At 46.3% G+C, this 26,057-nt stretch carries 20 protein-coding genes; 14 read left to right on the top strand and 6 right to left on the bottom strand.

The window, feature by feature from the left end; genetic code table 11:
• The first annotated feature begins 139 nt into the window (after nt 1-139).
• Both SHEWPOL2_RS02225 and SHEWPOL2_RS02220 read left to right on the top strand, forming a co-directional pair.
• Nucleotides 140-1,390, top strand: a complete 1,251-nt coding sequence (locus SHEWPOL2_RS02225) for an MFS transporter (RefSeq protein WP_037425635.1) — start codon at nt 140-142, stop codon at nt 1,388-1,390.
• A gap of 105 nt (nt 1,391-1,495) precedes the next feature.
• Entirely contained in the window at nt 1,496-3,010 is a 1,515-nt protein-coding gene (locus SHEWPOL2_RS02220; protein ID WP_037425632.1) for an MATE family efflux transporter, read from the top strand.
• Nucleotides 3,011-3,383: 373 nt separating this feature from the next.
• Here SHEWPOL2_RS02220 and SHEWPOL2_RS02215 read toward each other — a convergent pair whose 3' ends face one another.
• The gene (locus tag SHEWPOL2_RS02215) at nt 3,384-3,587 is read right to left on the bottom strand and encodes a DUF2986 domain-containing protein (protein ID WP_037425629.1); all 204 of its coding nucleotides are present in this window, start codon (nt 3,585-3,587) and stop codon (nt 3,384-3,386) included.
• A 156-nt stretch (nt 3,588-3,743) separates the two neighbouring features.
• On the opposite strand from SHEWPOL2_RS02215, the gene yqfB reads away from it, so the two are divergent.
• On the top strand, nt 3,744-4,061 hold the full coding sequence (gene yqfB, locus SHEWPOL2_RS02210; RefSeq protein ID WP_037425625.1) for a N(4)-acetylcytidine aminohydrolase: 318 nt from the start codon (nt 3,744-3,746) through the stop codon (nt 4,059-4,061).
• A 53-nt stretch (nt 4,062-4,114) separates the two neighbouring features.
• Here yqfB and SHEWPOL2_RS02205 read toward each other — a convergent pair whose 3' ends face one another.
• The 4 genes from SHEWPOL2_RS02205 to SHEWPOL2_RS02190 all read right to left on the bottom strand — a co-directional run bounded on the left by SHEWPOL2_RS02205 (nt 4,115) and on the right by SHEWPOL2_RS02190 (nt 13,109).
• Nucleotides 4,115-7,180, bottom strand: a complete 3,066-nt coding sequence (locus SHEWPOL2_RS02205; protein ID WP_037425623.1) for an efflux RND transporter permease subunit — start codon at nt 7,178-7,180, stop codon at nt 4,115-4,117.
• Nucleotides 7,177-10,440, bottom strand: coding sequence for an efflux RND transporter permease subunit (locus SHEWPOL2_RS02200; RefSeq protein WP_037425622.1), 3,264 nt, complete (start codon nt 10,438-10,440; stop codon nt 7,177-7,179). Before SHEWPOL2_RS02200 ends, SHEWPOL2_RS02205 begins: the two co-directional genes overlap by 4 nt.
• A 12-nt stretch (nt 10,441-10,452) precedes the next feature.
• Nucleotides 10,453-11,517 carry an efflux RND transporter periplasmic adaptor subunit gene (locus SHEWPOL2_RS02195; protein ID WP_037425620.1) on the bottom strand — a complete coding sequence of 355 codons (1,065 nt, stop codon included), beginning with the start codon at nt 11,515-11,517 and terminating at the stop codon, nt 10,453-10,455.
• A gap of 305 nt (nt 11,518-11,822) precedes the next feature.
• Nucleotides 11,823-13,109: a citrate synthase gene (locus SHEWPOL2_RS02190; protein ID WP_037425617.1), complete on the bottom strand. Its 1,287-nt coding sequence runs from the start codon at nt 13,107-13,109 to the stop codon at nt 11,823-11,825.
• 416 nt (nt 13,110-13,525) lie between these two features.
• Here SHEWPOL2_RS02190 and sdhC point away from each other — a divergent pair, with 416 nt between their 5' ends.
• From sdhC to SHEWPOL2_RS02140, 10 genes are all read left to right on the top strand, one after another.
• Nucleotides 13,526-13,921 (top strand): succinate dehydrogenase, cytochrome b556 subunit, encoded by a 396-nt coding sequence (gene sdhC / locus SHEWPOL2_RS02185; RefSeq protein WP_037417467.1) that lies wholly within the window; start codon nt 13,526-13,528, stop codon nt 13,919-13,921.
• Nucleotides 13,915-14,262 (top strand): succinate dehydrogenase, hydrophobic membrane anchor protein, encoded by a 348-nt coding sequence (sdhD, locus tag SHEWPOL2_RS02180; RefSeq protein WP_011622411.1) that lies wholly within the window; start codon nt 13,915-13,917, stop codon nt 14,260-14,262. The genes sdhC and sdhD overlap by 7 nt, the downstream gene beginning before the upstream one ends.
• Nucleotides 14,263-16,029, top strand: a complete 1,767-nt coding sequence (gene sdhA / locus SHEWPOL2_RS02175) for a succinate dehydrogenase flavoprotein subunit (protein WP_037425614.1) — start codon at nt 14,263-14,265, stop codon at nt 16,027-16,029.
• A 14-nt stretch (nt 16,030-16,043) separates the two neighbouring features.
• Nucleotides 16,044-16,751 (top strand): succinate dehydrogenase iron-sulfur subunit, encoded by a 708-nt coding sequence (locus SHEWPOL2_RS02170; RefSeq protein ID WP_037417461.1) that lies wholly within the window; start codon nt 16,044-16,046, stop codon nt 16,749-16,751.
• A 215-nt stretch (nt 16,752-16,966) separates the two neighbouring features.
• Nucleotides 16,967-19,786 (top strand): 2-oxoglutarate dehydrogenase E1 component, encoded by a 2,820-nt coding sequence (sucA, locus tag SHEWPOL2_RS02165; protein ID WP_037417459.1) that lies wholly within the window; start codon nt 16,967-16,969, stop codon nt 19,784-19,786.
• Between the two features lie 47 nt (nt 19,787-19,833).
• Complete coding sequence (gene odhB, locus SHEWPOL2_RS02160; RefSeq protein ID WP_037425611.1) at nt 19,834-21,024, top strand: 2-oxoglutarate dehydrogenase complex dihydrolipoyllysine-residue succinyltransferase; 1,191 nt, start codon at nt 19,834-19,836, stop codon at nt 21,022-21,024.
• 118 nt (nt 21,025-21,142) lie between these two features.
• The gene (gene sucC / locus SHEWPOL2_RS02155) at nt 21,143-22,309 is read left to right on the top strand and encodes an ADP-forming succinate--CoA ligase subunit beta (protein WP_037417455.1); all 1,167 of its coding nucleotides are present in this window, start codon (nt 21,143-21,145) and stop codon (nt 22,307-22,309) included.
• Nucleotides 22,309-23,181, top strand: a complete 873-nt coding sequence (gene sucD, locus SHEWPOL2_RS02150) for a succinate--CoA ligase subunit alpha (protein WP_037417452.1) — start codon at nt 22,309-22,311, stop codon at nt 23,179-23,181. The genes sucC and sucD overlap by 1 nt, the downstream gene beginning before the upstream one ends.
• Before the next feature lie 378 nt (nt 23,182-23,559).
• Nucleotides 23,560-23,967: a nucleoside diphosphate kinase regulator gene (rnk, locus tag SHEWPOL2_RS02145; RefSeq protein ID WP_037425608.1), complete on the top strand. Its 408-nt coding sequence runs from the start codon at nt 23,560-23,562 to the stop codon at nt 23,965-23,967.
• Between the two features lie 53 nt (nt 23,968-24,020).
• Complete coding sequence (locus SHEWPOL2_RS02140) at nt 24,021-24,518, top strand: GNAT family N-acetyltransferase (protein ID WP_037425716.1); 498 nt, start codon at nt 24,021-24,023, stop codon at nt 24,516-24,518.
• A gap of 97 nt (nt 24,519-24,615) precedes the next feature.
• Here the strand turns inward: SHEWPOL2_RS02140 and fur are convergent, their stop codons facing one another.
• Nucleotides 24,616-25,047, bottom strand: a complete 432-nt coding sequence (gene fur, locus SHEWPOL2_RS02135; protein ID WP_037417447.1) for a ferric iron uptake transcriptional regulator — start codon at nt 25,045-25,047, stop codon at nt 24,616-24,618.
• A 256-nt stretch (nt 25,048-25,303) separates the two neighbouring features.
• Here fur and cobB point away from each other — a divergent pair, with 256 nt between their 5' ends.
• Nucleotides 25,304-26,050: a Sir2 family NAD+-dependent deacetylase gene (gene cobB / locus SHEWPOL2_RS02130; protein WP_037425606.1), complete on the top strand. Its 747-nt coding sequence runs from the start codon at nt 25,304-25,306 to the stop codon at nt 26,048-26,050.
• The last annotated feature ends 7 nt before the right edge of the window (nt 26,051-26,057 follow it).

Genomic DNA, 26,057 nt, shown 5'->3' with positions numbered 1-26,057 from the left:
ATTTGCGATAACCATGTCAGTTATAAAAATTTACCATAACAAAAATCAATAATGTCGATATAAATTATCTATTATTGTTATGTTATGCCCAGTGCTAACCTTTGTCTATTCTTAGAGTGAGGCGTTATAGAGGCTAAAAGTGCAAGCCGTGTTAGACACTATTATCGACAATAAACAACGTGATACCCGACTGATGTGGGCCCTGTGTGTGGCTTCCGTGGTGGTATATATCAATCTGTATTTGATGCAGGGCATGTTACCGCTGATCGCCGAGCATTTTTCTGTGCCTGGCTCGCAGGCTACGCTCATTCTCTCTGTGACCAGTTTTTCATTGGCGTTTTCGCTGTTAATTTATGCGGTTGTGTCCGACAGAATTGGCCGGCATACGCCGATTGTGGTGAGTCTTTGGTTATTGGCATTGTCGAACCTGCTGCTGATTTGGGCTGGGGACTTTAATGCGCTTGTGTATGTGCGTTTTTTACAAGGCGTATTGCTCGCTGCGGTGCCTGCCATTGCCATGGCTTATTTTAAGGAGCAACTCTCGCCAAGCACTATGCTCAAAGCCGCGGGCATTTACATTATGGCCAATAGTATCGGCGGGATTGTTGGGCGTCTGCTGGGCGGGTTGATGTCGCAGTTTTTATCTTGGCAGGAGTCCATGTGGCTGCTGTTTTTAGTGACCCTAGCAGGTGTTGCCTTGACCAGTTTTTTATTGCCATCTGGCGCGGATGCTAAGGCGATATCTGGCGGGCAAACCTCGGCGCCTTCAGTCTCAAAACGGGCTCGGTTACTTCAAGATTTTTACGGCTTTAGTCACCATCTAACCGATCCACAAATGCGGTTAGCCTATGCCATCGGTGGGATCACTTTTATGATGATGGTGAATCAATTTAGCTTTATTCAACTGCATTTGATGGCCTCGCCCTACGAGTGGAGCCGCTTTCAAGCGACCTTGATTTTTTTGTGTTACTCCAGTGGTACTGTGGCCTCCTATTTTACCGCTAAGTGGCTGGCAAAATTTGGTCAGCACAAGTTATATCAATGGTCTTGGTGTTTGATGCTGTTGGGCAGTTTATTGACCCTGTTTGATACCACCGCCACCATTTGCATGGGCTTTTTGATGACGGCATGTGGATTCTTCTTAACCCACAGTTGTTGCAACTCTTTTGTGGCGATGCGCGCAAGCCGCGATCGCGCCAAGGCCACTTCGCTGTATCTGTGTTGCTATTACTTAGGCGCCGCTTTGGGCGGACCTTACTTGATGTTATTTTGGCATAAAGCCGAATGGCAAGGGGTGGTGATGGGGTCGTTAACGCTGCTTGCGTTAATTGCATTGTCAATCAGTCGTCTGCGTTATCACCAAACGAAGATGAGCCCAATTGCGGCATAAGCTGCTTTAGTGCTTGACCTAAATACCCATAGATGACTATAAAAGCAAAGGCCAACAATTCAGTGTTGGCCTTTGCTTTTGCAATTAATAAGGTAAAACACCCCCATGACCCAAGCTAAGTTTGTTGAAGGTTCAATTCTTCGCCATATTCTCGTGATGAGTTCAACCGCTGCGGTGGGGATTTCTGCGTTATTTGTAGTCGATTTACTGGATATATTTTTCTTAAGCTTATTGGGCGAACATGAATTAGCCGCGGCTGTAGGTTATGCGGGCAGTATTTCATTTTTTACCACATCAATTGGCATAGGTCTCTCCATTGCGCTCGGGGCCTTGGTGTCTCGCTCTATCGGCGCTAAGGATATCGAATTAGCGAAACGCCTATTACTTAACAGTGCGGTGGTGACCACGATCATTAGTGTGTTGGTCAGCATTGTGGTCACGACTTTTATTCCTGAGTTAGTCACGCTTGTGGGGGCCAGCGGTCATACTGCCGAGCTTGCAGAGAGTTATCTGTATATTTTGGTGCCGTCGCTGCCGTTCATCTGTCTCGCAATGGCCCTTGGTGGTGCGCTGCGTGCCGTGGGAGATGCAAAACTTTCGATGATGTCGACCTTAGCGGGTGGCGGCGTGAATGCTGTGCTGGATCCTATTTTTATTTTCCTGTTTGCGATGGGGATTGAAGGGGCTGCACTGGCATCTGTATTGGCTCGTATTGCGGTATTTATCATCGCGGGGCGTGGTGTTGTGGTCAAACATCAACTCCTTGGCAGGTTTAATCTTCACTATTTTAAAGCCGATCTTAAACCGATTTTCGCCATTGCAGGACCAGCCATACTGACCAACATTGCCACACCAATTGGTAATGCGTTTGTGACCCGGGCAATTGCGGATTTTGGTGATGCTTATGTTGCCGGTTGGGCGGTACTCGGCAGGTTAGTGCCTGTCACTTTTGGGATGATTTTTGCCTTATCCGGCGCTATTGGGCCTATTGTTGGGCAAAACTTTGGAGCAGGACGATTCGACCGGGTGCGCGAAAGTTTAACGAAGGCGATTCAATTTTGTACCTTGTATGTGGTGGTGATGTCGTTACTTTTGTTTTTACTTAAAGCGCAGATCGTCAGTTTGTTTGATATGAAGGGCGATAGTGCGGCACTTATTGAATTTTTCTGCAGCTATATTGCGGTGTTTTTTATCTTCTCTGGGATTTTATTTGTCGCAAACGCCTCCTTTAATAATTTGGGTAAGGCCAAATATTCCACCTTATTTAATGTGGGCAAGGCGACTTTAGGTACCGTTCCCTTTGTGTATATGGGCGCGCAGTGGGGCGGGGTTTATGGGGTACTTATTGGCCAAGTCATAGGCTCAATTCTTTTTGGTATTTTAGGGGTTTGGGTTGCCTATCGTTTAGTTGATAAGGTCGCGTTGACATCGACCGGACATCGTGTTGCTGGCTTAGCAGCCGATGTGGACGAATTGATGACGAATAAGGTGGCACAGAATCTACCGAGTGCAACTAGCCCTCTTTCATCCTCCTGCGCGCAGATGGCACAATTGACGGAAGAGCAAGAAATGGAGCCTGTTATACCCTTTATTGAGCAACAGGATAATGCTAAGCGTTAATGTATGTAGTGACTAGGGCGTGTTGACGTTTCGAGATTAGATTTTGTTCGTTCTGGCAAGCACGTGCTCGCGAAACGAGGAATGATGTGTAGTTATTCTACTCAAATGACGAGTGACAAAGAGCAAGGGCTTGCCAGACGAACCCTTCGGGCAGCATTTGGCTGGCTTTTCTGCCGCGTTATCGTCCGTTTATGTAGAATAACTACACTGCACGGACTTTGCCTTGCATAAAAGCCAGCCACATTGCTGCAAAAATAACCCTGAAACGTCAACAGGCCCTAATAACTGACTATTTAAAATAAAAATGCCACAGTCTGGTGTGGCATTACATATTGGTCTTATTAGCGCATAAGTTTGTTTTTATTAAACAATATTATTGCTCAGTTGTTGCCTCTTGTGGCTCACTTGCTGCTGATTCTATTTCTGCAGCCGCAGCAAGTGCTGCGATCTTGGCGCGTTCAGCCTTAGAGATATAGCCAGATTTTGCGGGTGCGCCAATGGTGGCTGGATCGACTTTATTCAGTCTGGCTTTAGCACGTTTCGCAATTTTTTTGATGATCTTTTGTTTCTTGTTCATAAAGTCTCTAATGTCGTTCGCACCCGCTAAGCGCAGGAATATGAGGCCAATGGCTCAATTGAGGTCGAATTCTAACTTAAATCGCGCAAACTGACCATGTTTTGCTGTATTTTGTGCCGTACTATCGGCATTTTGACTGGATAAATAGAGGGATTAATCTTGTTAACTGACATCACTTTTTTTGAACGCTTTGAACACGATATTTTGATGGGCAAGAAAACGATTACGTTACGTAATGAAGCCGAATCCCATGTGATACCAGGGCAAATCCTCCCAGTGTCTACCTTTGAAACTCATCGTTGGTTTTGTGACATCCAAGTGTTGGAGGTAATGCCAATAACATTGTCTGGACTCACAACACTGCACGCCCAACAAGAAAATATGACCTTACCCGAACTGCACCAGGTGATTGCCGAGATTTATCCCGGCCTTGAACAGTTATATATGATCCGTTTTAAGGTGCTAACAAAATAATAAAGGCTGCGATGCAGCCTTTTTAATGAGTGATGTCAAGCTATCCCGTCATATCATGCTTTGGCTGTCCACGGTAAGAGTTTTTGGGCGATACGATTCGATTCGCCAAGTCGGACTGCGGCGCGGTAACGCATTCTATAGAGGAGTTGATAACACAATGGCACCAAATATAGGCTAGTTACGGTTGAGAAAGACAAGCCGCCAATAATGGCAATTGCCATCGGATAATATGGCGGGCCGCCGCCACCAATTTGGGTATCGCCCATCGCCAGTGGCACTAAACCTAGTACGGTTGTTCCTACTGTCATCAGTACCGGGCGCAAACGGGTAATACACACTTCGCGAATGGTGTCCGACAGCTTATCGAGATCGGGTGTCATTTGGTTGATTTGATCTACCAAGACGATACCGTTATTTACCACGATGCCCATTAAAATCAGGATACCGATCATCGCCATGACCGACATAGGCGTGCCTGTGAGCAGCAACGCCCAAAACACACCCGTTATCGAGAAGAGGATTGAGGTAATAATGGCCGTCGGTAATAACAAGGACTCAAATAGTGCCGCCATCACGATGTAAATCATGGCGATAGCAAGTAACATATTGATTGCCATGATACTTTGATCTTCATCTTGGCGTTCAAAACCGCCCCGTAGCGAATAGTTATAGCCATCAGGAAAACGCACATTCTCCATCACTTGTTTGATCTTAGTTTGGGCTTCCTCTGTGGTGAGATTATCCAAGTTCGCTCCGATAGACAGCGAAGTTTGGCGATTATAGTGCTTGATGGTATCGAATCTAGGTTGGATTTCGATACTGGCAAGGTTATCAAGTGTGTAAAGACGTTGATCGATTCGCACTACCGGCAATTGCTTAAGCTTATCGAGGGATTTTTGCCATTCCTTCTCATAGGCCATTTCGATACGCAGTTCCCCGTTTGGATCGTGCCTAAATGAGCGCAGTGGTGTCCCTCTTAGTGCCATTGAAATGCTGGAAGCTACTTCGTTCAGTTTTAAATCCAGTCTTGCCGCCATTTGCCGATTAATACGGATAACCACTTCCTGTTGAGCACCGTTGACTTCAGAACGTACATCCACTAAGCCTTTGATCGTCGAGAGTAATGGCAACACTTGATCACTCAAATAGATAAGCTCTGAGGTGGAACGTCCAGTGAGGGTGACGCGTACACCCGAGTTATCGTCACCCCAGCCAAACTGAGGTTTAGCGATGGAGTACTTAGGAAAGCCACTGCGAATATTCTTCTTCAGTTCATCAAGGGACATGGGCAGATCTTTTTTCAATAAGATGACCGATGAGGCTTCGTCGGGAGCATAGTAGCTATACACAGAGTCAATATGGAATTTTTCTTTATTTTTATAAAGATACTCCTCCATTTGACCCACCATCGCTTCGGTCACGTTGAGATTATGGCGCCCTTCAACTTGGTAGTTGATGTAAATTCGCTCTTTACTTTGACTGTCCTCTTGGTCCTGCTTGACCATTGACAAGGGCAGGGCGGTAGATGCGAGAATCGCGATGGCGATCAGCCCTGAACGCCAAGGTCTGAGAAGCACCCAATTAAGACTGCGATTGTAGAAACTTTGCAATTTACCCGCAGATTTCTCTGGTGCAATCTCAAAGTGGAACTTAGTTAACATCAATGGAATTAATGTTTTAGCCACCAAAAGTGATGCTGCCAGCGAAATACAAATCGCAATTGCCACATGCTCAAGGAAAATAGTCAGCTGAACTTTTACCCCAAAAATATTGGGTAAAAACACAATCGCTGTAGTCATAGTACCTGCCAGTACCGCAAGACTCACCTTATCGACCCCCGTCATAACAGCGTTTTCATTGTCTTGGGTGCTGGTTTTGAGTGAGTTACCTTGTTTTTCTTGCAGTACACTTTCGGTGACCACAACGGCGTTATCGATAAGCATACCTACAGCCAATAACAAGCCCATCATCGATAGAATATTCAAGCTGTAACCGAGCAGATACATGGCGGCTAACGTCATACCGATAGAAATTGGTACTGAGGACACCACAATTAGGGTCATCTTGAGGTTTCTTAGGAACAGATAAAGCACGACAAATGATAACAACGCACCGATCAATCCCGACAGCAGTAGATCCGATAAAGAGGATTTCACGCCTGAGGCTTGATCTTCCATAATAAACAAACGGATACCTTGAAATTGTTGGTCTTGTTTAGCCTGCTCAATGACTTTAAGTACGCGGTCGGACACATCCACCAAATTGGCGCCGGAGGCTTTAAATACATCTAAACCCACCGCATAGTGTTGATCTAAATGACGACCTTCACTGCGCTCAGGCAGGGAAAATTGCACATCGGCAACATCGCCTAAGGTCAGTCCAGGGATTAACACCAGCGCCTTAATATCCTCAAGGTTTCTAAATTCCCCCTTAGGGGAGACTTGATAAACGAGGTTACTTTCTCTCAAGGTGCCAGCACTTAACACGAAGTTTTCGCGCCCGAGACGAGCTTGTAATTCAGTCGCTGAAAAACCGCTGGCGGCGAGTCTATTTGCATTGATCCGCACTTCAATCTGCTTTTGTTCAACCCCATAGAGACTCACCTTAGAGACGCCCTCCACCCGCTCTAATGGTCGTTTTAGCTGCTTATCGAGTAAATCAAATGCGCCAGAGAGCTCGCGGTCGCTCGAAATGCGTATAGTGAGTACAGGCATATCGGCAGTGGAAAATTGGCGGATAAATACCCGCTCAACATCCTTGGGTAATAAATGCCGTACGGCATCGATTTTTTCGCGTGCTTCTAAGCTTTTTGTGGCAACGTTTTCGCCCCATTTCATATTGATTTCAATTTCAGCGCCCTCTTGGGAGGACTCTGATTCAAGTTCATCGATACCGCCCATGGTGGCGAGCGACTCTTCGAGCACCTTAGTGATATCGCGTTCCACTTCTGCAGGAGTAGAGCCTTTGTAAGGCACTTGCACGACAATCTGCGGAATATCGATACCGGGGAACATTTCGAGCGGTAATAGACGGCTAGAAGCCAGACCAAACAGCAAGATAGCAAAGAAAAACATGCTGGTGGTGACAGGGCGCTTTATCGCTAGATGGGTGAGGTTCATAGGCGAGCCTCCGCAGTTTCTGCCGTGTTGTCTTGCTCAGTGGCGGTATGCGTAAACTCTTTACGGTCAAACAGGGCATAGAGCACTGGGATCACAATCAAGGTTAATAACGTCGATAAGCTCAAGCCAAATATCACGGTAATCGCCATTGGTGCGCGAACTTCTGAGCCATCGCCTAGCCCTAATGCCATAGGGAGCAGACCTAGTACAGTGGTGAGCGTTGTCATCATAATCGGGCGAAGACGGGATTTAGCTGCGACTTTAATGGCTTCAAGCTTCTGCACGCCCTCTGCACGTAGTTGATTTATTCTATCCACTAATACAATGGCATTATTGACGACGATCCCCGCCAGCATGATAAGACCAATAAAGACCACCACGCTTAGATGGGTTTGGGTGATATAAAGACCAAGCACACTTCCAGCCAGTGCCATTGGCACAGCGAATAAAATGAGCAATGGATGCAGCAGTGATTCGAACTGACTCGCCATCACTAAGTACACTAGGAACACCGCTAGGATCAATGCAATTTTTAGTGATTGGAATGAATGCTCCATTTCCTCATTCTGGCCACCGAAACGGGCTTGCACCGACGCTGGCAATACCTGCGTAGACAGGATCTGCTGCGCCTGGGCTACGGCATCACTTAAGTCGCCGTAGGCAAGGTTTGCCGATACCAAGGCCACCCGTTGTTGACTGATACGGTTAATCGCCGATGGGCCTAATTGCAGTGATACTTCTGCTACTGCACTAAGGGCTATGGGTTGGGAGCTGTCAGGGTTGATAATTAAGGTATCGATGTCGCTAATTTGATCCCGCTCATCCAGTTGACTCCGAACGAGAATATCAATCTTGCGATCACGAACCGTATATTGACTGGCGACAGTGCCACCAACACGTTGGGCAATGCGATTGGCAACCGTCGGGGCATCCATTCCTAATGCGGCTAAACGAGCATGATCGAAACGGATGCTCAATTCTGGCTGACCATCACGCAGGCTAGTATTTACATCGGCAAAGCGATCAGATGCTGACAACGCCTTAACAAGGTTATCGGCACTGCGTTTTAGTAAGGTTAAATCGTAGCCTGTTAGCTCAATCTCCAATGGCGTCTTAAAGCTAAAGAGTTCAGGTTGCTCGATTTTTGCCTCAAGCTCGGGGATGCGGCGCGCCGTGTCTCGTAGCACTTGCGTCACCTGATGATAGGCGTTGTGATCTCCAAGTACGACCTGTAATCTGCCCCAGTTTTCGCCGCCACGAGCGGTATCTGAGGTCATTAACCCTCCGCTGCCCGCTTGGCTGTAGGCATGTTTCACTTCTGGTCTGTCTTTAATCGACATCGCCAGTTGTTGCAAGACCCTATCGGTTTCACCCACAGCTGTGCCAGGTGGTAGCAGTATTTCAACATAGAATTCCCCTTGGTTCATCGGTGGAATTAATTCCATTCCTAAACGGGGAAGCAAGCTAATACAGGCACCCGTGATCCCAATCGTCAGTAGTAACGTCATGATTTGCTTACGCAGCGCCAAAGCCAGTAGCTTATGGTAAATAGACTCGATACTGTGGTACACAACATTAAAGCCATTGCTCAGCGGGCGCATCACTAAGCCAAACAACCAAGAAAAGAAGCGGCCAATAATCAACACTAAGGTGAGTAAGGCACTCGGCAAGTAACTAAATAGCAACACAATCGGGAAGGAGAACACCGTCGCACTATAGTGTTTTAATTTGCCAAGTTTAGTGGTCGGTTTTTCCTTCGGCGTTTTATTCATGAGCTCCGGCAAAGCTTTAAATCCTTCCCGTGAGGCCAGCATAGGAATCGAGGTTAAGGCAACCAGCAAGGAGGCCAAGAGCGCAAAGGTCACCGTTAAGGCTTGATCTGAAAAGAGGGCGCCAGCAATACCATCGACAAAAACTAAGGGAACAAACACCGCGAGCGTCGTCATTGTCGAGGCGAAAATCGCGCCAGCAACCTCCTTTGTGCCCGTTACCGCAGCATCCAATTTACTCATGCCTTCACTGCGACAGCGGTCGATGTTTTCGAGTACCACAATCGCGTTGTCAACCAACAGACCTATCGCCAGCGCAATACCACCTAATGACATGATGTTTAAGCTGATATCGGCAAAGTACATCATGTTAAAGGTAGCGATCACCGAGAAGGGGATTGAGATAGAGATAATCAGCGTCGGGATAATATTGCGCAGGAACAGATAAATCACCAGCATGGACAAAATGCTGCCTATTAACGCTGAAGAGGTCACTTCACTGACGGCACTTTCGATAAACTCGGATTGATCGTAAATCACTTCCAGTTTGTTCTGCTGAGGATCTTTGTTGATCTTCAACAGCTCATCGCGCAATTTTTTGGCAACGGCGACCGTGTTTGCATCACCTTCCTTATAAATAGCTAGTTCTATCGATTCTTGGCTACCGATACGGGTGATATCGCTGCGCTCTTTAAAGGCATCGGTAATCGTAGCGACTTCAAATAGACGTACTAAGGTTTGTGCGTCGCGATAGACGATCACTTGCCCTAGTTCTTCCAATGAATTGAATTGGTTAAGGGTTCGTACCAGATATTCGCGGTCGCCTTGGATCACTTTGCCCGCAGATAAGTTGATGTTTTCCTCGTTGATACGACGCTTAATGTCATCGGCATTCAAATTGAGTTGGGATAATTTTTCCTGATTGAGCTGAATATGCACTTCCTGTTCTAAACCGCCGGATAAACGCACAGCGGCAACCCCAGAAAGAGCCTCTAGGCGGCGCTTAAGCTCTTCTTCTGCGTAGGTACGCATCTGTTTGAGCTCTGTCTCAGTGGCATTTGGTACAGACAGCGCTAGGCGCATGATAGGATCAAGGTTGGGGTTAAAGCGAAGTAGTAATGGCTTTTTAACATCGAGCGGCAGGGCGATAGTGTCGAGTTTTTCACGCACATCGAGACTTGCCATATCCATTGTGGTGCCCCATTCAAACTCAAGTACTACATCGGACATGCCTGAGCGAGAAATAGAGCTGATCTTACGTAAGCCTTTCACCACACCGACGGCTTCTTCAATGGGTTTTGAGACCAGTTGCTCCACTTCAACGGGCGCAGCACCGTCGTACATGGTTCGAATGGTTAAGGTGGGGTAGCTTAAATCGGGCAGGAGTTTTACCGCTAAGCGCGAAAACCCGACCATACCAAATAACATAATGGCCAGCATGAACATCCATACCGTGACTGGCCGTTTAACTGAGGTGCTGATGATTGACATGAAAGACTCCTATCAGTTCTTCGTTGAGGCCAAATCGAGTGGGGTAATGACTTCAACTAAGGACTGGTCTTTCAAATTTTGCTGACCACGGGTAACGACGAGTTCGCCAGGCTTGATACCAGAAACAATTTCAATTAAATCACCTTCGCGGTATCCGATTTGAACTTCGCGACGGTTAGCATTGGTGCCGTCAATGACGTACAAGGCTTGCTTATTATCTTGATTGATTAAGGCGCTGTAGGGCACGGTAATCACATTTTCATGGGTGTCATATTTTAATTCGACCCGAGTGAACATCCCCGCTTTTAGGCGGGCGTCTTGATTTGGTACGGCCAAAGTGACTTTAAATGTGCCGCTTTGTGGATCCACCACAGGGCTGATACGTAGCACAGTTGCATGGATAGCATTTTTACTTTGTTGATTGCTAAATACTTGAGCCTCTTGGCCTAAGCGCAAACTGGTTAATTGCTGCTCTGGTAGATGCACAATGCCGTGCAATTCATCTTGGTTAACGATATAAAACAATTCGCCATACTCTTTAGCCATATTGCCCGCTTTTACATATCGCTTGGCAATAATGCCATCAATCGGCGAAACCACATGGCTTTCCTTCACTTGTAGTTCGGCAAGATCCCGTCTAGCAATAGCTGCTTGCAAGTTGTATTCAAGCTTGGCCATAGAGTCAGCGCTAACAAATTCTTTATTATTCATTTTCTTTAAGCGGTTTAACTCTTGCTCAATGATTTTAACTTCTGCTTCGGAACGATCTAAATCATATTGCTGACGTTTGGCATCAATAACCGCTAGTATTTGTCCTTTTTTAACGCGGTCGCCTTCTTCCACATTAATGGCTTCGATTAGGCCAGCGATTCGACTGACAACATTCGCCTCCTGTGGGGCTTCAAGGGTGGCCGTAGTACTGTAAAAAGAAGAGACATTACCCTGAATCACGGTCGTCGTTTCAACGGGAATAGCATATTTTTCTTCTTTTTTAGCTACTTCCTCTTCACCACAAGCCGCCAACATTGATACTAATAAAACGGGTAGGGCGAACTTAATCATTTTAGACTTTTCCATAAGAACTGTTACCTATTGTTTGAATATAATGATGCTAAACAGCATAAAACGTGCCACTTGTTAAGTTGCTGTTTTTACTTGTTAATTATTATTTTTGACGATTTTGCGCTAAGATGAATACGCCATATGTAGCTAAAAAGTTTAAAAAGTGATGAAAAATGCTAAATAAGTTTTCATCGTGGGGCAAGAAGCATGTCATCGGGTGAGGGGCTACTGTCTTAGTAGAACATGCTTAGAGTTAGAGTGAGATAAATGGCAATAAAAAAGCGCCCTTGAGGGCGCTTTGAATCAATAAACCGCAGTGCTTAGCGTTTATCTAGGTCGACGAAGTCACGCGCAGTCTCGCCAGTATAAAGCTGACGTGGACGGCTGATCTTGTGACCAGGTTGATCCAACATTTCTTTCCAGTGAGCAATCCAACCCACAGTACGCGCTAATGCGAACAGTACAGTGAACATACTGGTAGGAATACCAATGGCTTTCATGATGATGCCTGAGTAGAAGTCGACGTTTGGATAGAGTTTCTTCGAAATGAAGTACTCATCTTCCAGCGCAATACGCTCAAGTTCCATGGCGACATCTAATAATGGATCTTGTACTTTTAGCTCTTTTAACACTTCGTGACAGGTTTCACGCATCACTTTGGCACGTGGGTCAAAGTTTTTGTAAACACGGTGACCAAAGCCCATCAGACGGAATGGGTCGTTCTTGTCTTTCGCACGGGCGATGAATTCAGGAATACGGTCTACTGAACCGATTTCCTCTAACATTTGTAGACAAGCTTCGTTCGCGCCGCCGTGTGCAGGGCCCCATAGAGAAGCAATACCCGCAGCGATACACGCGAATGGATTCGCGCCTGAAGAACCGGCTAAACGTACGGTTGACGTTGACGCGTTTTGTTCGTGATCCGCATGTAGAATGAAGATACGGTCCATAGCACGTTCAACAATTGGGTTTACCTTGTACTCTTCACAAGGAACTGCAAACATCATGCTTAAGAAGTTGCCTGCATAGCTTAAGTCATTACGTGGATAAACGAATGGCTGGCCTGAAGAGTACTTGTAGCACATAGCAGCAATCGTTGGCATTTTGGAGACTAGGCGATAAGCGGCGATTTCGCGGTGGCGAGGATCGTTGACATCGAGTGAGTCTTGATAAAATGCAGACAATGCACCAGTAACACCACACAACATCGCCATAGGATGAGCATCACGACGGAAGCCTCTAAAGAAGAAGGCGATTTGCTCATGCACCATAGTGTGGGTTTTGACTGTGTGTACAAATTCAGCATATTGCTCTTTTGTCGGCAGTTCACCGTAAAGCAGCAGATAACACAGGTCTAGGTAATCGGAGTCAACGGCAAGTTGCTCGATTGGATAGCCGCGGTGTAACAATATACCTTGATCGCCATCAATATAGGTAATTGCAGATTCGCAGGAGGCTGTCGCAAGAAAACCCGGATCAAAGGTGAAGTAACCTTTGCTGCCAAGTTTACTGATGTCGATTACGTCAAAACCAGCGGATCCTTGCTTTACTGGCAACTCTATCGAGTCATTCCCTGGTAATTCTAATTTGGCTTTTAAATCAGCCATACCCCGTTCTCCTTACTTCGTTCTTATCTGTGAGTGCGGCATGTCAAACCGCCATTACTTTACAGCCATTGTAGATCACATTTCAATTTAAATAAGCGTTTAAATTTGTTAGACCATGGTATAAAACGCTTTACTTTCCTTGCTACAGCTGGCACTTACGCGAAAATTTTCCTAAAAAAACAAAATTTGCATTCTGTGATGTTTGTATTTGACATTTCCCGCGAGTATACTTGCCTCCGCCTAATAATGGCTGCAAACGATGATGTTAAAGCACCCTTTGTTTACATGTTAAATGAGTGAGTGTTCAAATAGTTATCTGTTTGTTTAAACTTTGCTTTTGTGTTTACTTTTGCTGTGATTAATCACTCAGTTTAAAGTTTGTACAAAAGCGGTTCACATAACAAAAAAAATGCTCAATGGAGCTGAGTGAGCAGAACGTGAAAAAGCAAAGACCTGTCCATTTAGATCTGCAGACCATTCGCTTTCCTGCAACAGCGATTGTGTCAATTCTTCACCGTGTATCCGGTGTCATCATGCTGTTCGCTGTTGGCATTCTTATTTGGTTGCTAAATTCATCTTTAGCCTCCGCTGAAAGTTTCGCAGGCGTTCAATCTCTGTTTGATAACTTTGTTGTGAAGTTCATCATTTGGGGCATTTTGACTGCTTTGACCTTCCATTTATTCGGTGGCCTGCGCCACTTAGTGATGGATACTGGTCGTTGGGAAGAGTTGGCTTCGGGCACCGCCTCAGCGAAAGCTGTATTTGTGTTAACGGTAGCCTTTTCAATTTTAGCGGGGTTATGGGTATGGTAACCAATGCAGCAAGTTTTGGACGCAGTGGTGTTCATGACTTTATTCTACTACGCGCTAGTGCAGTAATCCTCGCCTGTTACACCATTTTCATGGTTGGCTTTATTGCATGTAGTTCCCCTCTCACCTATGACGTGTGGCATGGCCTCTTCAGTGCTCTGCCAATGAAAGTGTTTACACTGCTCGCGTTAGTTGCATTGCTTGTTCACGCCTGGATTGGTGTATGGCAAGTATTGACGGATTACGTCAAGTGCACATCGTTACGCGGTGTTTTACAGTTCACCTTTGTCGTTACCGTTTTCTGCTATTTAGCGGCCGGCATTGTTATTGTGTGGGGTGTCTAAGTGAGTATTCCAGTACGCGAATTTGATGCTGTTGTGATCGGCGCCGGTGGTGCAGGTATGCGTGCAGCACTACAGATTTCTAAAGAAGGTAAGAGCTGTGCGCTTTTATCTAAAGTATTCCCAACCCGTTCTCATACTGTGTCTGCGCAGGGTGGTATCACCGTTGCGCTGGGTAACGCCCATGAAGATCATTGGGAACAACACATGTACGATACCGTAAAAGGTTCCGACTTTATCGGTGACCAAGACGCTATCGAATTTATGTGTCAAACCGGCCCAGAAGCCATTATTGAACTTGAGCACATGGGCTTACCATTCTCTCGTTTCGAAAATGGTAAGATTTACCAACGTCCTTTTGGTGGTCAATCTAAAAACTTCGGTGGTGAACAAGCTGCACGTACCGCAGCAGCGGCAGACCGTACCGGTCACGCACTGCTTCACTGCTTATACCAACAGAACGTAAAACACAAAACCCAAGTGTTCTCTGAATGGTATGCCCTCGATTTAGTGAAGAACCAAGACGGTGCCATCGTAGGTTGTACTGCGATTGAAATCGAAACTGGTGAAATCGTTTACTTCAAAGCCAAAGCCACTGTATTAGCTACAGGCGGTGCTGGTCGTATCTACGCTTCTACCACTAACGCTCACATTAACACTGGTGACGGTGTCGGTATGGCAATGCGTGCTGGCGTTCAGATGCAAGATATGGAAATGTGGCAATTCCACCCAACTGGTATCGCTGGTGCGGGTGTACTTGTGACAGAAGGTTGTCGTGGTGAAGGTGGTTACCTGCTAAACAAAGACGGTGAGCGTTTTATGGAGCGTTATGCACCAAACGCGAAGGATTTGGCATCTCGTGACGTAGTTGCACGTTCTATGATGACCGAAATCCGTGAAGGCCGTGGTTTAGATGGTCCATTAGGCCCACACTGCTTACTGAAACTCGATCACTTAGGTAAAGAGACTTTAGAAGCCCGTCTACCTGGCGTGTGTGAATTATCTCGTACCTTCGCTCACATCGATCCGGCTGATGGTCCGATCCCTGTTCTGCCAACTTGTCATTATATGATGGGGGGGCTGCCAACTAAGGTGAGCGGTCAGGTTATTCGTAAGAATGCTGACGGCACTGAGCAAGACGTAGTGGGTCTGTTTGCTGTGGGTGAGATTGCCTGTGTGTCTGTACATGGCGCGAACCGCTTAGGCGGTAACTCATTGCTAGATTTAGTGGTCTTTGGCCGTGCAGCAGGTCAACACTTAGGCAAAGCGCTCGATGAGACTGTGGATCCTAAGGATGCGACTGATGCCGATATCCAAGCCTCTCTGGCACGTTTACAACGCTGGGAAAGCAATAAAGAAGGCGAAGATCCAGTGCAAATTCGTAAGGATTTACAACTTTGCATGCAATTAAACTTCTCTGTATTCCGCCGTGGCGATGCAATGGCCGAAGGTTTAGAGCAGTTAAAAGCCATCCGTAAGCGTTTAGAAAATGCTAAATTGTCTGATAACTCTCGTGAGTTTAACACCCAACGTATCGAGTGTTTAGAATTAGACAACTTGATGGCGACGGCGATTGCTACCGCTTATGCTGCTAACTTCCGTACAGAGAGCCGTGGTGCTCACTCACGTGAAGACTATTTAGAGCGTGACGATGAAAACTGGCTATGCCACAGTTTGTTTGACCCTGTGACTGAAACCATGGACCGTCGTGCTGTGAATATGGCGCCTAAGTTGCGTGAAGCTTTCCCGCCGAAGAAACGTACCTACTAGTAGGAGTTGCAAAGATGAAATTGGAATTTGCAGTTTATCGCTACAATCCTGATGTAGATACAAAACCTTACATGCAGGATTACAGCCTTGAAGTGGCTGCTGGCACTGACATGATGGTGCTCGATGCACTGATCAAGTTAAAAGAACAAGACCCAACCTTAGTGTTCCGTCGCTCTTGCCGCGAAGGTGTTTGTGGCAGCGATGGCCTGAACATGAACGGTAAAAACGGTCTGGCTTGTATTACCCCAATCTCTACTTTTAAAGGTAAGAAGTTGGAAATCCGTCCACTGCCAGGTATGCCAGTTGTACGTGATTTAGTAGTTGATTTAACTCAGTTCTACAAGCAATACGAGAAGATTAAACCCTTCCTTATCAACGATGATAAGCAGCCTGCTCGTGAACATTTACAGTCACCTGAACAACGTGCCCATTTAGATGGTCTTTATGAATGTATCATGTGTGCCTGTTGTTCAACGGCTTGTCCATCATTCTGGTGGAATCCTGATAAGTTTATCGGTCCTAGCGGTCTGCTGCATGCTTACCGTTTCTTGATCGACAGTCGCGATACAGCAACAGAAGAACGTCTTTCTGAGCTGGACGACGCCTACAGCGTGTTCCGTTGCCACGGCATCATGAACTGCGTTGACGTTTGTCCAAAAGGACTTAATCCGACCAAAGCAATCGGTCATATTAAGTCAATGCTGCTTAAGCGAGCGGTGTAATGCGAGAACCTGAGCTGAAACCAATAATAATATAGCTCTCAAAGAGTCACTTTCTGGGCATAGAAGGTGGCTCTTTTGTGTATGTAATGGAAGACAACGCGCCGTGAAATCTGGATATTCTAGGGGCGGCAGAAATTATGTATCAAAGGTCCTGACCTGAGATCACATAAAAAAACTATGGCTAAGCACGTGTATAAAGTTTGAAAGGAATAGAAATGCACCAAGGCATCATGAAAGCCTGGCTCGAATCATCTCACTTAAGTGGTGCAAATTCGACCTACGTAGAAGAGATGTATGAAGCCTATCAAGAAGACCCTCAGTCAGTTTCTGACGATTGGCGTGCGGTTTTTGATAATCTCCCTCCGGTGAACGGTGCCTCTAAAGACGCGCCAGAAGCGGCCCACTCAAAAGTACGTGATTATTTTCGCAGTTTAGCGATGGAAGGACGTCATAAGAGCGCAGCTCGTGTGACCGATCCTGAGTTGGATGCTAAGCAAGTTAAAGTGCTACAGCTAATCAACGCCCACCGTTTCCGTGGTCACCAAGGTGCTAACCTTGATCCATTAGGTTTGTGGAAACGTGAACCTGTCGCAGATTTAGATCCCGCATTCCACGGTCTAACCAAAGAAGACATGGAGCGTGAGTTCAATACTGGCTCATTCGCCCATGGCGGCGAAACCATGAAGTTGGCTGATTTAGTCAAAGCGCTAAAAGCCACTTACTGTGGTTCTATCGGCGCCGAATACATGCATATTACCGACACCGATGAAAAGCGTTGGATCCAACAACGTCTCGAACCGTCCTTAGGTAAAGCTAACTACGATAAAAACGTTAAGACCCGCATTCTTGAAGGCCTAAATGCTGCTGAAGGCATTGAAAAATACTTAGGTGCTAAATTCCCTGGTGCGAAACGTTTCTCGTTAGAAGGCGGTGATGCACTAGTACCTATGATGCGCGAAATTATTTATCGTGCAGGTGAAGCGGGCACTAAAGAAATCGTCGTCGGTATGGCTCACCGTGGTCGTTTGAACGTCCTTGTGAACGTATTAGGTAAGCGTCCTGCTGAACTGTTTGATGAGTTTGCGGGTAAGCATGCTGATACTCATGGTTCTGGTGACGTGAAATACCACCAAGGTTTTTCATCTGACTTTGAAACACCGGGTGGCAATGTGCATTTAGCGCTGGCCTTTAACCCGTCTCACCTTGAAATCGTTAACCCTGTGGTTATGGGGTCTGTACGTGCTCGTCAAGACCGCCGCGGTTGTAAAGATGGTTTACAGGTGATGCCAATCACTATCCACGGTGACTCTGCCATTACTGGTCAAGGTATCGTACAAGAGACATTCAACATGTCTCAGACCCGTGGCTTTAAAGTGGGTGGTAGTATCCGCATCGTTGTCAACAATCAAGTGGGCTTTACCACTTCAAATCACCACGATGTGCGTTCAACTGAATACTGTACTGACATCGCTAAGATGGTACAGGCGCCGATTTTCCACGTAAATTCAGACGATCCAGAAGCGGTTGCCTTCGTTGCGCAGTTGGCCGTTGATTACCGTAACGAATTTAAACGTGATGTGGTGATTGATTTAGTGTGTTACCGCCGTCATGGCCACAACGAAGCTGATGAGCCAAGTGCAACTCAGCCACTGATGTATGCCAAGATCAAGAAACACCCAACGCCACGTAAGATTTACGCTGACAAACTGATCGCAGAAAACACCATTGCTGCCGATGATGTGACTAGCATGATCAACACTTATCGTGATGCCTTAGATCAAGGTGATTGCGTAGTGAAAGAATGGCGTCCAATGACACTGCACACCGTGGATTGGACTCCTTACATTGGTCGCGAATGGGATGAAGCCTATGACGCTTCACTGCCTATCGAACGTTTGCAGAAACTAGCCGATAAATTGAGCTACGTGCCTGAAAGCCATTCACTGCAATCCCGTGTTGCTAAGATTTATAGTGACCGCGTCGCGATGGCAAAAGGTGAGAAGTTACTCGACTGGGGCTTTGCTGAAACCTTAGCTTACGCAACGATTCTTGAAGATAAACAACGTGTTCGTATTACTGGTCAAGACTCTGGTCGTGGAACCTTCTTCCACCGTCATGCGGTTCTGCACAACCAAAACGATGCGACTACGTATTTACCACTGCGTAATATTGCCGAAAACCAAGGCCCAATCGACATCACTGACTCAGTATTGTCTGAAGCGTCAGTACTCGCCTTCGAATACGGTTATGCAACAGCGGAACCCGGCGGTCTGGCGATTTGGGAAGCTCAATTCGGTGACTTTGCCAACTGTGCGCAAGTGGTTATCGACCAGTTCTTGTCCTCTGGTGAGCAGAAGTGGGGCCGTTTATGCGGTCTTACCATGTTGTTGCCTCACGGCTACGAAGGCCAAGGTCCAGAACACTCAAGCGCCCGTTTAGAGCGTTTCTTGCAGTTATGTGCTAACCACAATATGCAAGTGTGTGTGCCATCAACACCAGCTCAGGTTTACCATATGCTGCGTCGCCAAGTGGTGCGCCCAATGCGTCGTCCACTGGTGGTTATGTCACCTAAATCATTGCTACGTCACCCATTAGCGGTTTCTAGCATGGAAGAATTGGCTAATGGCAGCTTCCAAAACGTGATCGGTGAAATCGATACGTTAGAGGCGAGCAAGGTCGATCGCGTGGTGTTCTGTAGCGGTAAGGTATACTTCGAGCTGCTGGAAAAACGCCGTAAAGAAAATATCAATAACGTCGCAATAATCCGTGTCGAACAGTTATATCCGTTCCCGCATGAAGAAATGGTTGCAGCCTTAGCTGATTACCAACATGTGAAGGATTTTGTATGGTGTCAGGAAGAGCCGCAAAACCAAGGTGCTTGGTACTCTAGCCAACATCACTTCTGGGCTGCTATCCCTGCGGGTGCAAAACTGACCTATGCTGGCCGTGAAGCGTCTGCTGCACCAGCTTGTGGTTACCCAGAGCTGCATGCTCACCAACAAGAATCTTTAGTGAACAGTGCGTTAAAGCTCTAATTGATAAGACTGTAGTCATAGACATTTTATAAAAAGGATCGTTTTTCATGAGTATCGAAATCAAGGTACCCGTACTGCCAGAATCTGTTGCCGACGCAACTATCGCCACTTGGCACGTAAAAGTGGGTGAACAAGTTTCTCGTGATCAAAATCTGGTTGATATTGAAACTGACAAAGTGGTGCTAGAAGTGGTTGCACCAGAAGATGGTCATATTGGTGAATTTCTATTCCACGAAGGCGACACCGTTCTGGGCGAGCAAGTGATTGCTAAGTTCATTGCTGGCGCGGTTTCTGGACAAGAAGTGACTAAAGCGCAAGCTGAAGCTGCTGCACCTGCTGCTGCGACAGAAGAGTCTAACGATGCGTTAAGCCCATCAGTACGCCGTTTACTGGCTGAACACAATGTTGATGCTAGCAAAGTGAAGGGCACTGGTGTGGGTGGACGTATCACTAAAGAAGACGTTGAAGCCTTTATCAAGTCTGCACCTAAAGCGGCAGTAGCACCTGCGGCTCCTGCGGTACAACCTTTAGCGGCGGGTCGCAGCGAGAAACGTGTACCAATGACACGTTTACGTAAGACTATCGCTAACCGTTTATTAGAAGCGAAAAACTCTACCGCAATGCTCACGACCTTCAACGAAGTGAACATGAAGCCCATCATGGATATCCGTAAGCAGTATCAAGATATCTTTGAAAAGCGCCACGGTATCCGTTTAGGTTTCATGTCTTTCTACGTTAAAGCGGTAACTGAAGCCTTGAAACGCTTCCCTGAAGTGAACGCGTCAATCGACGGTGACGACATCGTTTATCACAACTATTTTGATGTGAGCATCGCAGTATCTACACCACGTGGTCTGGTAACACCAGTGCTGCGTGACACCGATACCATGAGCTTGGCTGATATCGAAAAAGCAGTACGCGATCTGGCGATTAAAGGCCGTGATGGCAAGCTGACTGTGGCGGATATGACTGGCGGTAACTTCACTGTGACTAACGGTGGTGTATTTGGCTCGTTAATGTCTACCCCAATTTTAAACCTGCCACAAAGCGCGATTTTAGGCATGCACGCCATTAAAGATCGCCCAATGGCAGTCAATGGTCAGGTTGAAATCCTGCCCATGATGTACCTAGCTCTCTCATATGACCATCGTATTATTGATGGCCGTGAGTCAGTTGGCTTCTTAGTCGCCATTAAAGACTTCTTGGAAGACCCAACTCGTCTGCTGCTTGATCTGTAATCCAACTCAATAAACGATTCAGTTTAAAGAGTTTATTAAAGACAAAAGTAAGACATACCCTCGTGACTGGTCCAAACGGGCCAGTTGGATTTGATTAGAAGTATACGGATAGATCATCATGAATTTGCATGAGTATCAGGCAAAATCCTTATTTGCCGAATATGGTTTACCAGTGTCAGAAGGTTTTGCTTGTGATACAGCCCAAGAAGCTGTAGAAGCAGCTGGCCGTATTGGCGGAAATTTATGGGTTGTTAAGTGTCAAGTACACGCAGGCGGCCGCGGTAAAGCGGGTGGCGTTAAAGTCACTGGCGATAAAGAAGAAATCAGAGCCTTTGCCGAACACTGGTTAGGCAAAAATCTGGTGACTTATCAAACAGATGAGAAAGGTCAGCCAGTTGCTAAAATTTTAGTAGAAAGCTGCACCGACATCGCTAACGAACTGTACTTAGGTGCAGTAGTTGACCGTAGCACCCGTCGTGTGGTGTTTATGGCATCAACTGAAGGCGGTGTTGAGATTGAGAAAGTGGCCGAAGAAACGCCAGAACTCATTCACAAAGCGATCATCGATCCCCTGACGGGTCCTCAGCCATACCAAGCGCGTGATCTTGGCTTCAAACTGGGCTTAAACCCAACTCAAATGAAGCAATTCACCAAGATTTTCATGGGTCTGGCAACGATGTTCGTTGATCACGATTTCGCACTGCTGGAAATCAACCCACTGGTTATCACCACTGAAGGTAACCTGCACTGCTTAGACGGCAAAATTGGTATTGATGGCAACGCACTGTTCCGTCAACCAAAAATCAAAGCAATGCACGATCCATCACAGGATGACGCCCGTGAAGCTCACGCTGCAATGTTCGAACTGAACTATGTTGCGTTGGACGGAAACGTAGGTTGTATGGTGAACGGTGCTGGTCTGGCGATGGGTACGATGGACATCGTTAACCTGCACGGTGGCAAGCCAGCTAACTTCCTCGACGTAGGTGGTGGCGCGACGAAAGAACGTGTTGCTGAAGCATTCAAGATCATTCTGTCTGATAGCAATGTGAAAGCCGTTCTGGTTAACATCTTCGGTGGTATCGTACGTTGTGACATGATCGCAGAAGGTATCATTGGCGCGGTTAAAGAAGTTGGCGTTAAAGTTCCAGTTGTAGTGCGTTTAGAAGGTACTAACGCTGAATTAGGCCGTGAAGTATTAGCTAAATCAGGTCTTGATATCATTGCAGCTAACAGTCTGACTGATGCGGCTGAGCAAGTAGTTAAAGCTGCGGAGGGCAAATAATGTCTGTATTAATTAACAAAGATACCAAGGTAATTTGCCAAGGCTTTACCGGTGGTCAAGGTACTTTCCACTCTCAACAAGCTATCGATTACGGTACGCAAATGGTCGGTGGTGTATCTCCAGGTAAAGGCGGCAGCGAGCACTTAGGTCTGCCAGTGTTCAACACTGTGAAAGACGCTGTGGCTGCGACTGGCGCAACGGCTTCTGTTATCTACGTTCCAGCGCCTTTCTGTAAAGACGCTATCCTCGAAGCTATCGACGGTGGTATTGAGCTTATCGTTTGTATCACTGAAGGTATCCCAACACTGGATATGCTGGAAGTGAAAGTGAAGCTAGAAGAAACTGGCGTTCGCATGATCGGTCCAAACTGCCCAGGTGTTATCACCCCAGGTGAATGTAAGATTGGTATTATGCCAGGTCACATCCACTTAAAAGGTAAAGTGGGTATCGTTTCTCGTTCTGGTACGCTGACCTATGAAGCGGTTAAGCAAACCACTGACGAAGGTTTCGGCCAATCTACTTGCGTAGGTATTGGTGGTGACCCAATCCCAGGCACTAACTTCATCGACGTATTGGAAATGTTCCAAAACGATCCACAGACTGAAGCCATCGTAATGATTGGTGAAATCGGTGGTACTGCTGAAGAAGAAGCGGCGGCATACATCAAAGCTAACGTGACTAAACCAGTTGTTTCTTACATCGCGGGTGTTACTGCTCCTGCGGGTAAGCGTATGGGTCACGCGGGTGCAATTATCGCTGGCGGTAAAGGTACTGCTGCTGACAAATTTGCTGCATTAGAAGCAGCGGGCGTGACCACTGTCCGCTCGTTAGCGGATATCGGCAAAGCGCTGCGTGCTAAAACCGGTTGGTAATCTAACCGTTAACACACGAAAAGGCGCCTAAGGCGCCTTTTTTATTGTGCATCTGTTAGCCAGTGCTCTGGTGGAAGTGTGAGAATGGACAAAGCTAACACCATGCAGGCTAGCATTTTAGTTGGCAAAGGGTTAGATTGGGGTTCTCTACTGGGCGTCATAATCTGATTGACGTGCAAATGTATCCGTAGAGCCACAACCCTAAGCCTTACGCTTATGGCACCATGGCTGTTCAGCTATAAATCTTGTACTTAATTATCACACGATTGCGGCATTAAGCTGCGAGCGTATTTTTTATTGGCTTATCCCATTGGGGGAGGATAAGCCCAGAGCAGATGGCTAACCCTAAGGGGCATCTATTTACATGAGGGAAAGACTGTGAAAACGCCAAAGATTATTATTTCAGAAATCGATTTAGAAAGACTCGAGCGTCTGCTGGAGTCATTACCTGCGAATGCATTTCCGGGACGTGCAGCATTGGAGGCGGAACTCGACCGAGCAGACATTGTGCCCGCAGCGCAGATGCCCGCTAATGTGGTGACGATGAATTCTGAAGTGAAATTTAGTGTGTCATCCAGTAACGACACTTTTTGTTTGCGTTTAGTTTATCCTAAGGATGCGACGGGTGAGGGCACCATTTCCATACTCGCTCCCGTAGGCAGCGCCTTATTGGGCTTATCACAAGGTGATGAAATCGAGTGGCCAGGCCCTGGGGGCTCAATGGTCAAAGTCCGTATTGAAGAAATTGTTTATCAGCCAGAGCGTAACGGTGATTTTCATCGTTAGTCGCTTAGCTGGACATGAGTGAGTATATAGAGGGCAATATGAAGGAAGCCAATATGATTATACAGACAGAGCGTTTAATTCTTAGACCTTTTACCGAGCAGGATATCGATGCCCTCTATTTGATGAACAGTAACTCTGCGATGTTGAAATATATTCCAACCGAGCCTTTTACTGAGCGTGAGCAAGCTCGTGAACTGTTCCACAATGTGATCCTTCAGGATTACCAACAGCGGGGATTTGGCCGCTGGGCTGTTGAGCATAAGGCTGATAGCAAGGTGATTGGTTTTTGTGGGCCAAAATTTATTCCTGAGTTTAACGAAGTCGAAATTGGCTATCGTTATTTTCCTGAATATTGGGGCAAAGGCATCGGTACCGAAGCTGCTCAAGCAGCAATCAGCGTGTTCCCGCAGTTTGGTATTACGCAAATCATCGCTTTGATCTTAGAGGGGAATTTAGGTTCTGAAACAGTGGCTAAACGCATAGGAATGCATTGGCGTGAACCTAGCGAGTTTATGGGGTATAAAGTCAACGTCTACGCAAAAACTTTATAACTAACCATTTGTATTTTAATAAAAAACCAGCCGATGGCTGGTTTTTTATGATATAGCTTACAGCTAAGACACTATTGAAATATGCCTTCGAGCGAACTTATTCGTCGTTATGATCACAGGTGTCATTTGTGCAATGGCCGTACAAATATAAACTGTGGTTTGTCAGCTTAATATTATGTTTACTAGCCAATTCTTCTTGACGACGTTCGATCACTTCATCTGAAAATTCAATTACTTTACCGCAAGACAGGCAAACTAAGTGATCGTGGTGATGCTGAGTCGATAACTCGAACACGGCTTTACCACTTTCAAAGTGGTGACGACTGACTATGCCGGCATCATCAAACTGGTTTAATACACGGTAAACTGTCGCTAGACCAATTTCTTCGCCTAAATCGAGTAGTTTCTTATATAAGTCTTCTGCACTGATATGTTGGTTTTCAGGTCCTTGCATCAGTTCTAGGATCTTGACTCGTGGCAGGGTGATTTTCAAACCGGCTTTTTTTAGCGCTTGATTTCCATCTGTCATTGCTAATCTCTTGATTGCAGAACCAATAGGTTCATCCGTGGATAGTGATTGCCATTATAGAGGCTCAAATTAAAAACTTAAACCTTTGTTCTAGCTTTATGGGGCTATATGCAGATAAATTGTGTTACTGAGCGTGAAATCGCAATAAATTGCGGCAATTCAAGCATAGTTTTTGTAAGGTTATACCAAGGAATAATGTTCAGGATGCGAAAAATTCGGGACAATAAATAGAATAATTACAATAAAAGGAAACAGTATGTACAAACATATTGTGGTATTAACTGGCGCGGGTATTTCTGCCGAGTCGGGATTACGAACTTTTCGCGATCAAGATGGATTGTGGGAGGAGCATCATATTGAAGATGTAGCCACCCCCGAAGGTTATGCCCGAGATGCCGAGCTTGTTGAACGTTTCTATAACAGCCGTTGGGAGCAGTTACACAGTGGTACTGTGATGCCTAATGCGGCTCATGAAGCGTTAGCCAAGTTAGAGGCTGAGTTTTCTGGACAGTTATTGGTTGTCACCCAAAATATTGATAATTTACATGAGCGGGCTGGATCGCGTCGCTTACTGCATATGCATGGGGAATTATCTAAAGGCCGCTGTCCTCGCTCCCGTCAGACCTTTTTATTAAGAGAACCCTTTGGGGTAAACAACTGTTGTACGTGTTGTATTCCTGCACAAAGGTTACGTCCCCATGTGGTGTGGTTTGGTGAAATGCCGTTAGGCATGGATAGAATTCACGATGCGCTCGATAATTGTGATTTATTTATCGCCATTGGTACCTCGGGCACGGTATATCCCGCAGCGGGTTTTGTTGACACGGCCAATCATCATGGGGCGCAAACTGTCGAGGTTAATTTACAATCGCCCGATAGACACAGCCAGTTTCAATATCATTTAACCGGTAAGGCAGGGGAGTTGGTGCCTAAATTAGTCGATACTATACTCTCAGGCAAAGTGATTGGCTCCGATTTAGCCGAGTCTGATTTAAAAGAATGAGCAACGA

This window comes from Shewanella sp. POL2 (assembly GCF_000282755.1).
Lineage (GTDB): Bacteria > Pseudomonadota > Gammaproteobacteria > Enterobacterales > Shewanellaceae > Shewanella > Shewanella xiamenensis.
This window is presented reverse-complemented; position numbering and strand designations above follow the sequence as displayed.

Coding starts and splice junctions, on each gene's coding strand:
- SHEWPOL2_RS02220 (WP_037425632.1), top strand. CDS start 1,496: ATGACCCAAGCTAAGTTTGTTGAAGGTTCAATTCTTCGCCATATTCTC.
- sucA (WP_037417459.1), top strand. CDS start 16,967: ATGCACCAAGGCATCATGAAAGCCTGGCTCGAATCATCTCACTTAAGT.
- sucC (WP_037417455.1), top strand. CDS start 21,143: ATGAATTTGCATGAGTATCAGGCAAAATCCTTATTTGCCGAATATGGT.
- odhB (WP_037425611.1), top strand. CDS start 19,834: ATGAGTATCGAAATCAAGGTACCCGTACTGCCAGAATCTGTTGCCGAC.
- sdhC (WP_037417467.1), top strand. CDS start 13,526: ATGGAGCTGAGTGAGCAGAACGTGAAAAAGCAAAGACCTGTCCATTTA.
- SHEWPOL2_RS02190 (WP_037425617.1), bottom strand. CDS start 13,109: ATGGCTGATTTAAAAGCCAAATTAGAATTACCAGGGAATGACTCGATA.
- cobB (WP_037425606.1), top strand. CDS start 25,304: ATGTACAAACATATTGTGGTATTAACTGGCGCGGGTATTTCTGCCGAG.
- fur (WP_037417447.1), bottom strand. CDS start 25,047: ATGACAGATGGAAATCAAGCGCTAAAAAAAGCCGGTTTGAAAATCACC.
- SHEWPOL2_RS02205 (WP_037425623.1), bottom strand. CDS start 7,180: ATGAACCTCACCCATCTAGCGATAAAGCGCCCTGTCACCACCAGCATG.
- SHEWPOL2_RS02140 (WP_037425716.1), top strand. CDS start 24,021: ATGATTATACAGACAGAGCGTTTAATTCTTAGACCTTTTACCGAGCAG.
- SHEWPOL2_RS02195 (WP_037425620.1), bottom strand. CDS start 11,517: ATGGAAAAGTCTAAAATGATTAAGTTCGCCCTACCCGTTTTATTAGTA.
- sdhD (WP_011622411.1), top strand. CDS start 13,915: ATGGTAACCAATGCAGCAAGTTTTGGACGCAGTGGTGTTCATGACTTT.
- SHEWPOL2_RS02200 (WP_037425622.1), bottom strand. CDS start 10,440: ATGTCAATCATCAGCACCTCAGTTAAACGGCCAGTCACGGTATGGATG.
- sucD (WP_037417452.1), top strand. CDS start 22,309: ATGTCTGTATTAATTAACAAAGATACCAAGGTAATTTGCCAAGGCTTT.
- SHEWPOL2_RS02170 (WP_037417461.1), top strand. CDS start 16,044: ATGAAATTGGAATTTGCAGTTTATCGCTACAATCCTGATGTAGATACA.
- SHEWPOL2_RS02215 (WP_037425629.1), bottom strand. CDS start 3,587: ATGAACAAGAAACAAAAGATCATCAAAAAAATTGCGAAACGTGCTAAA.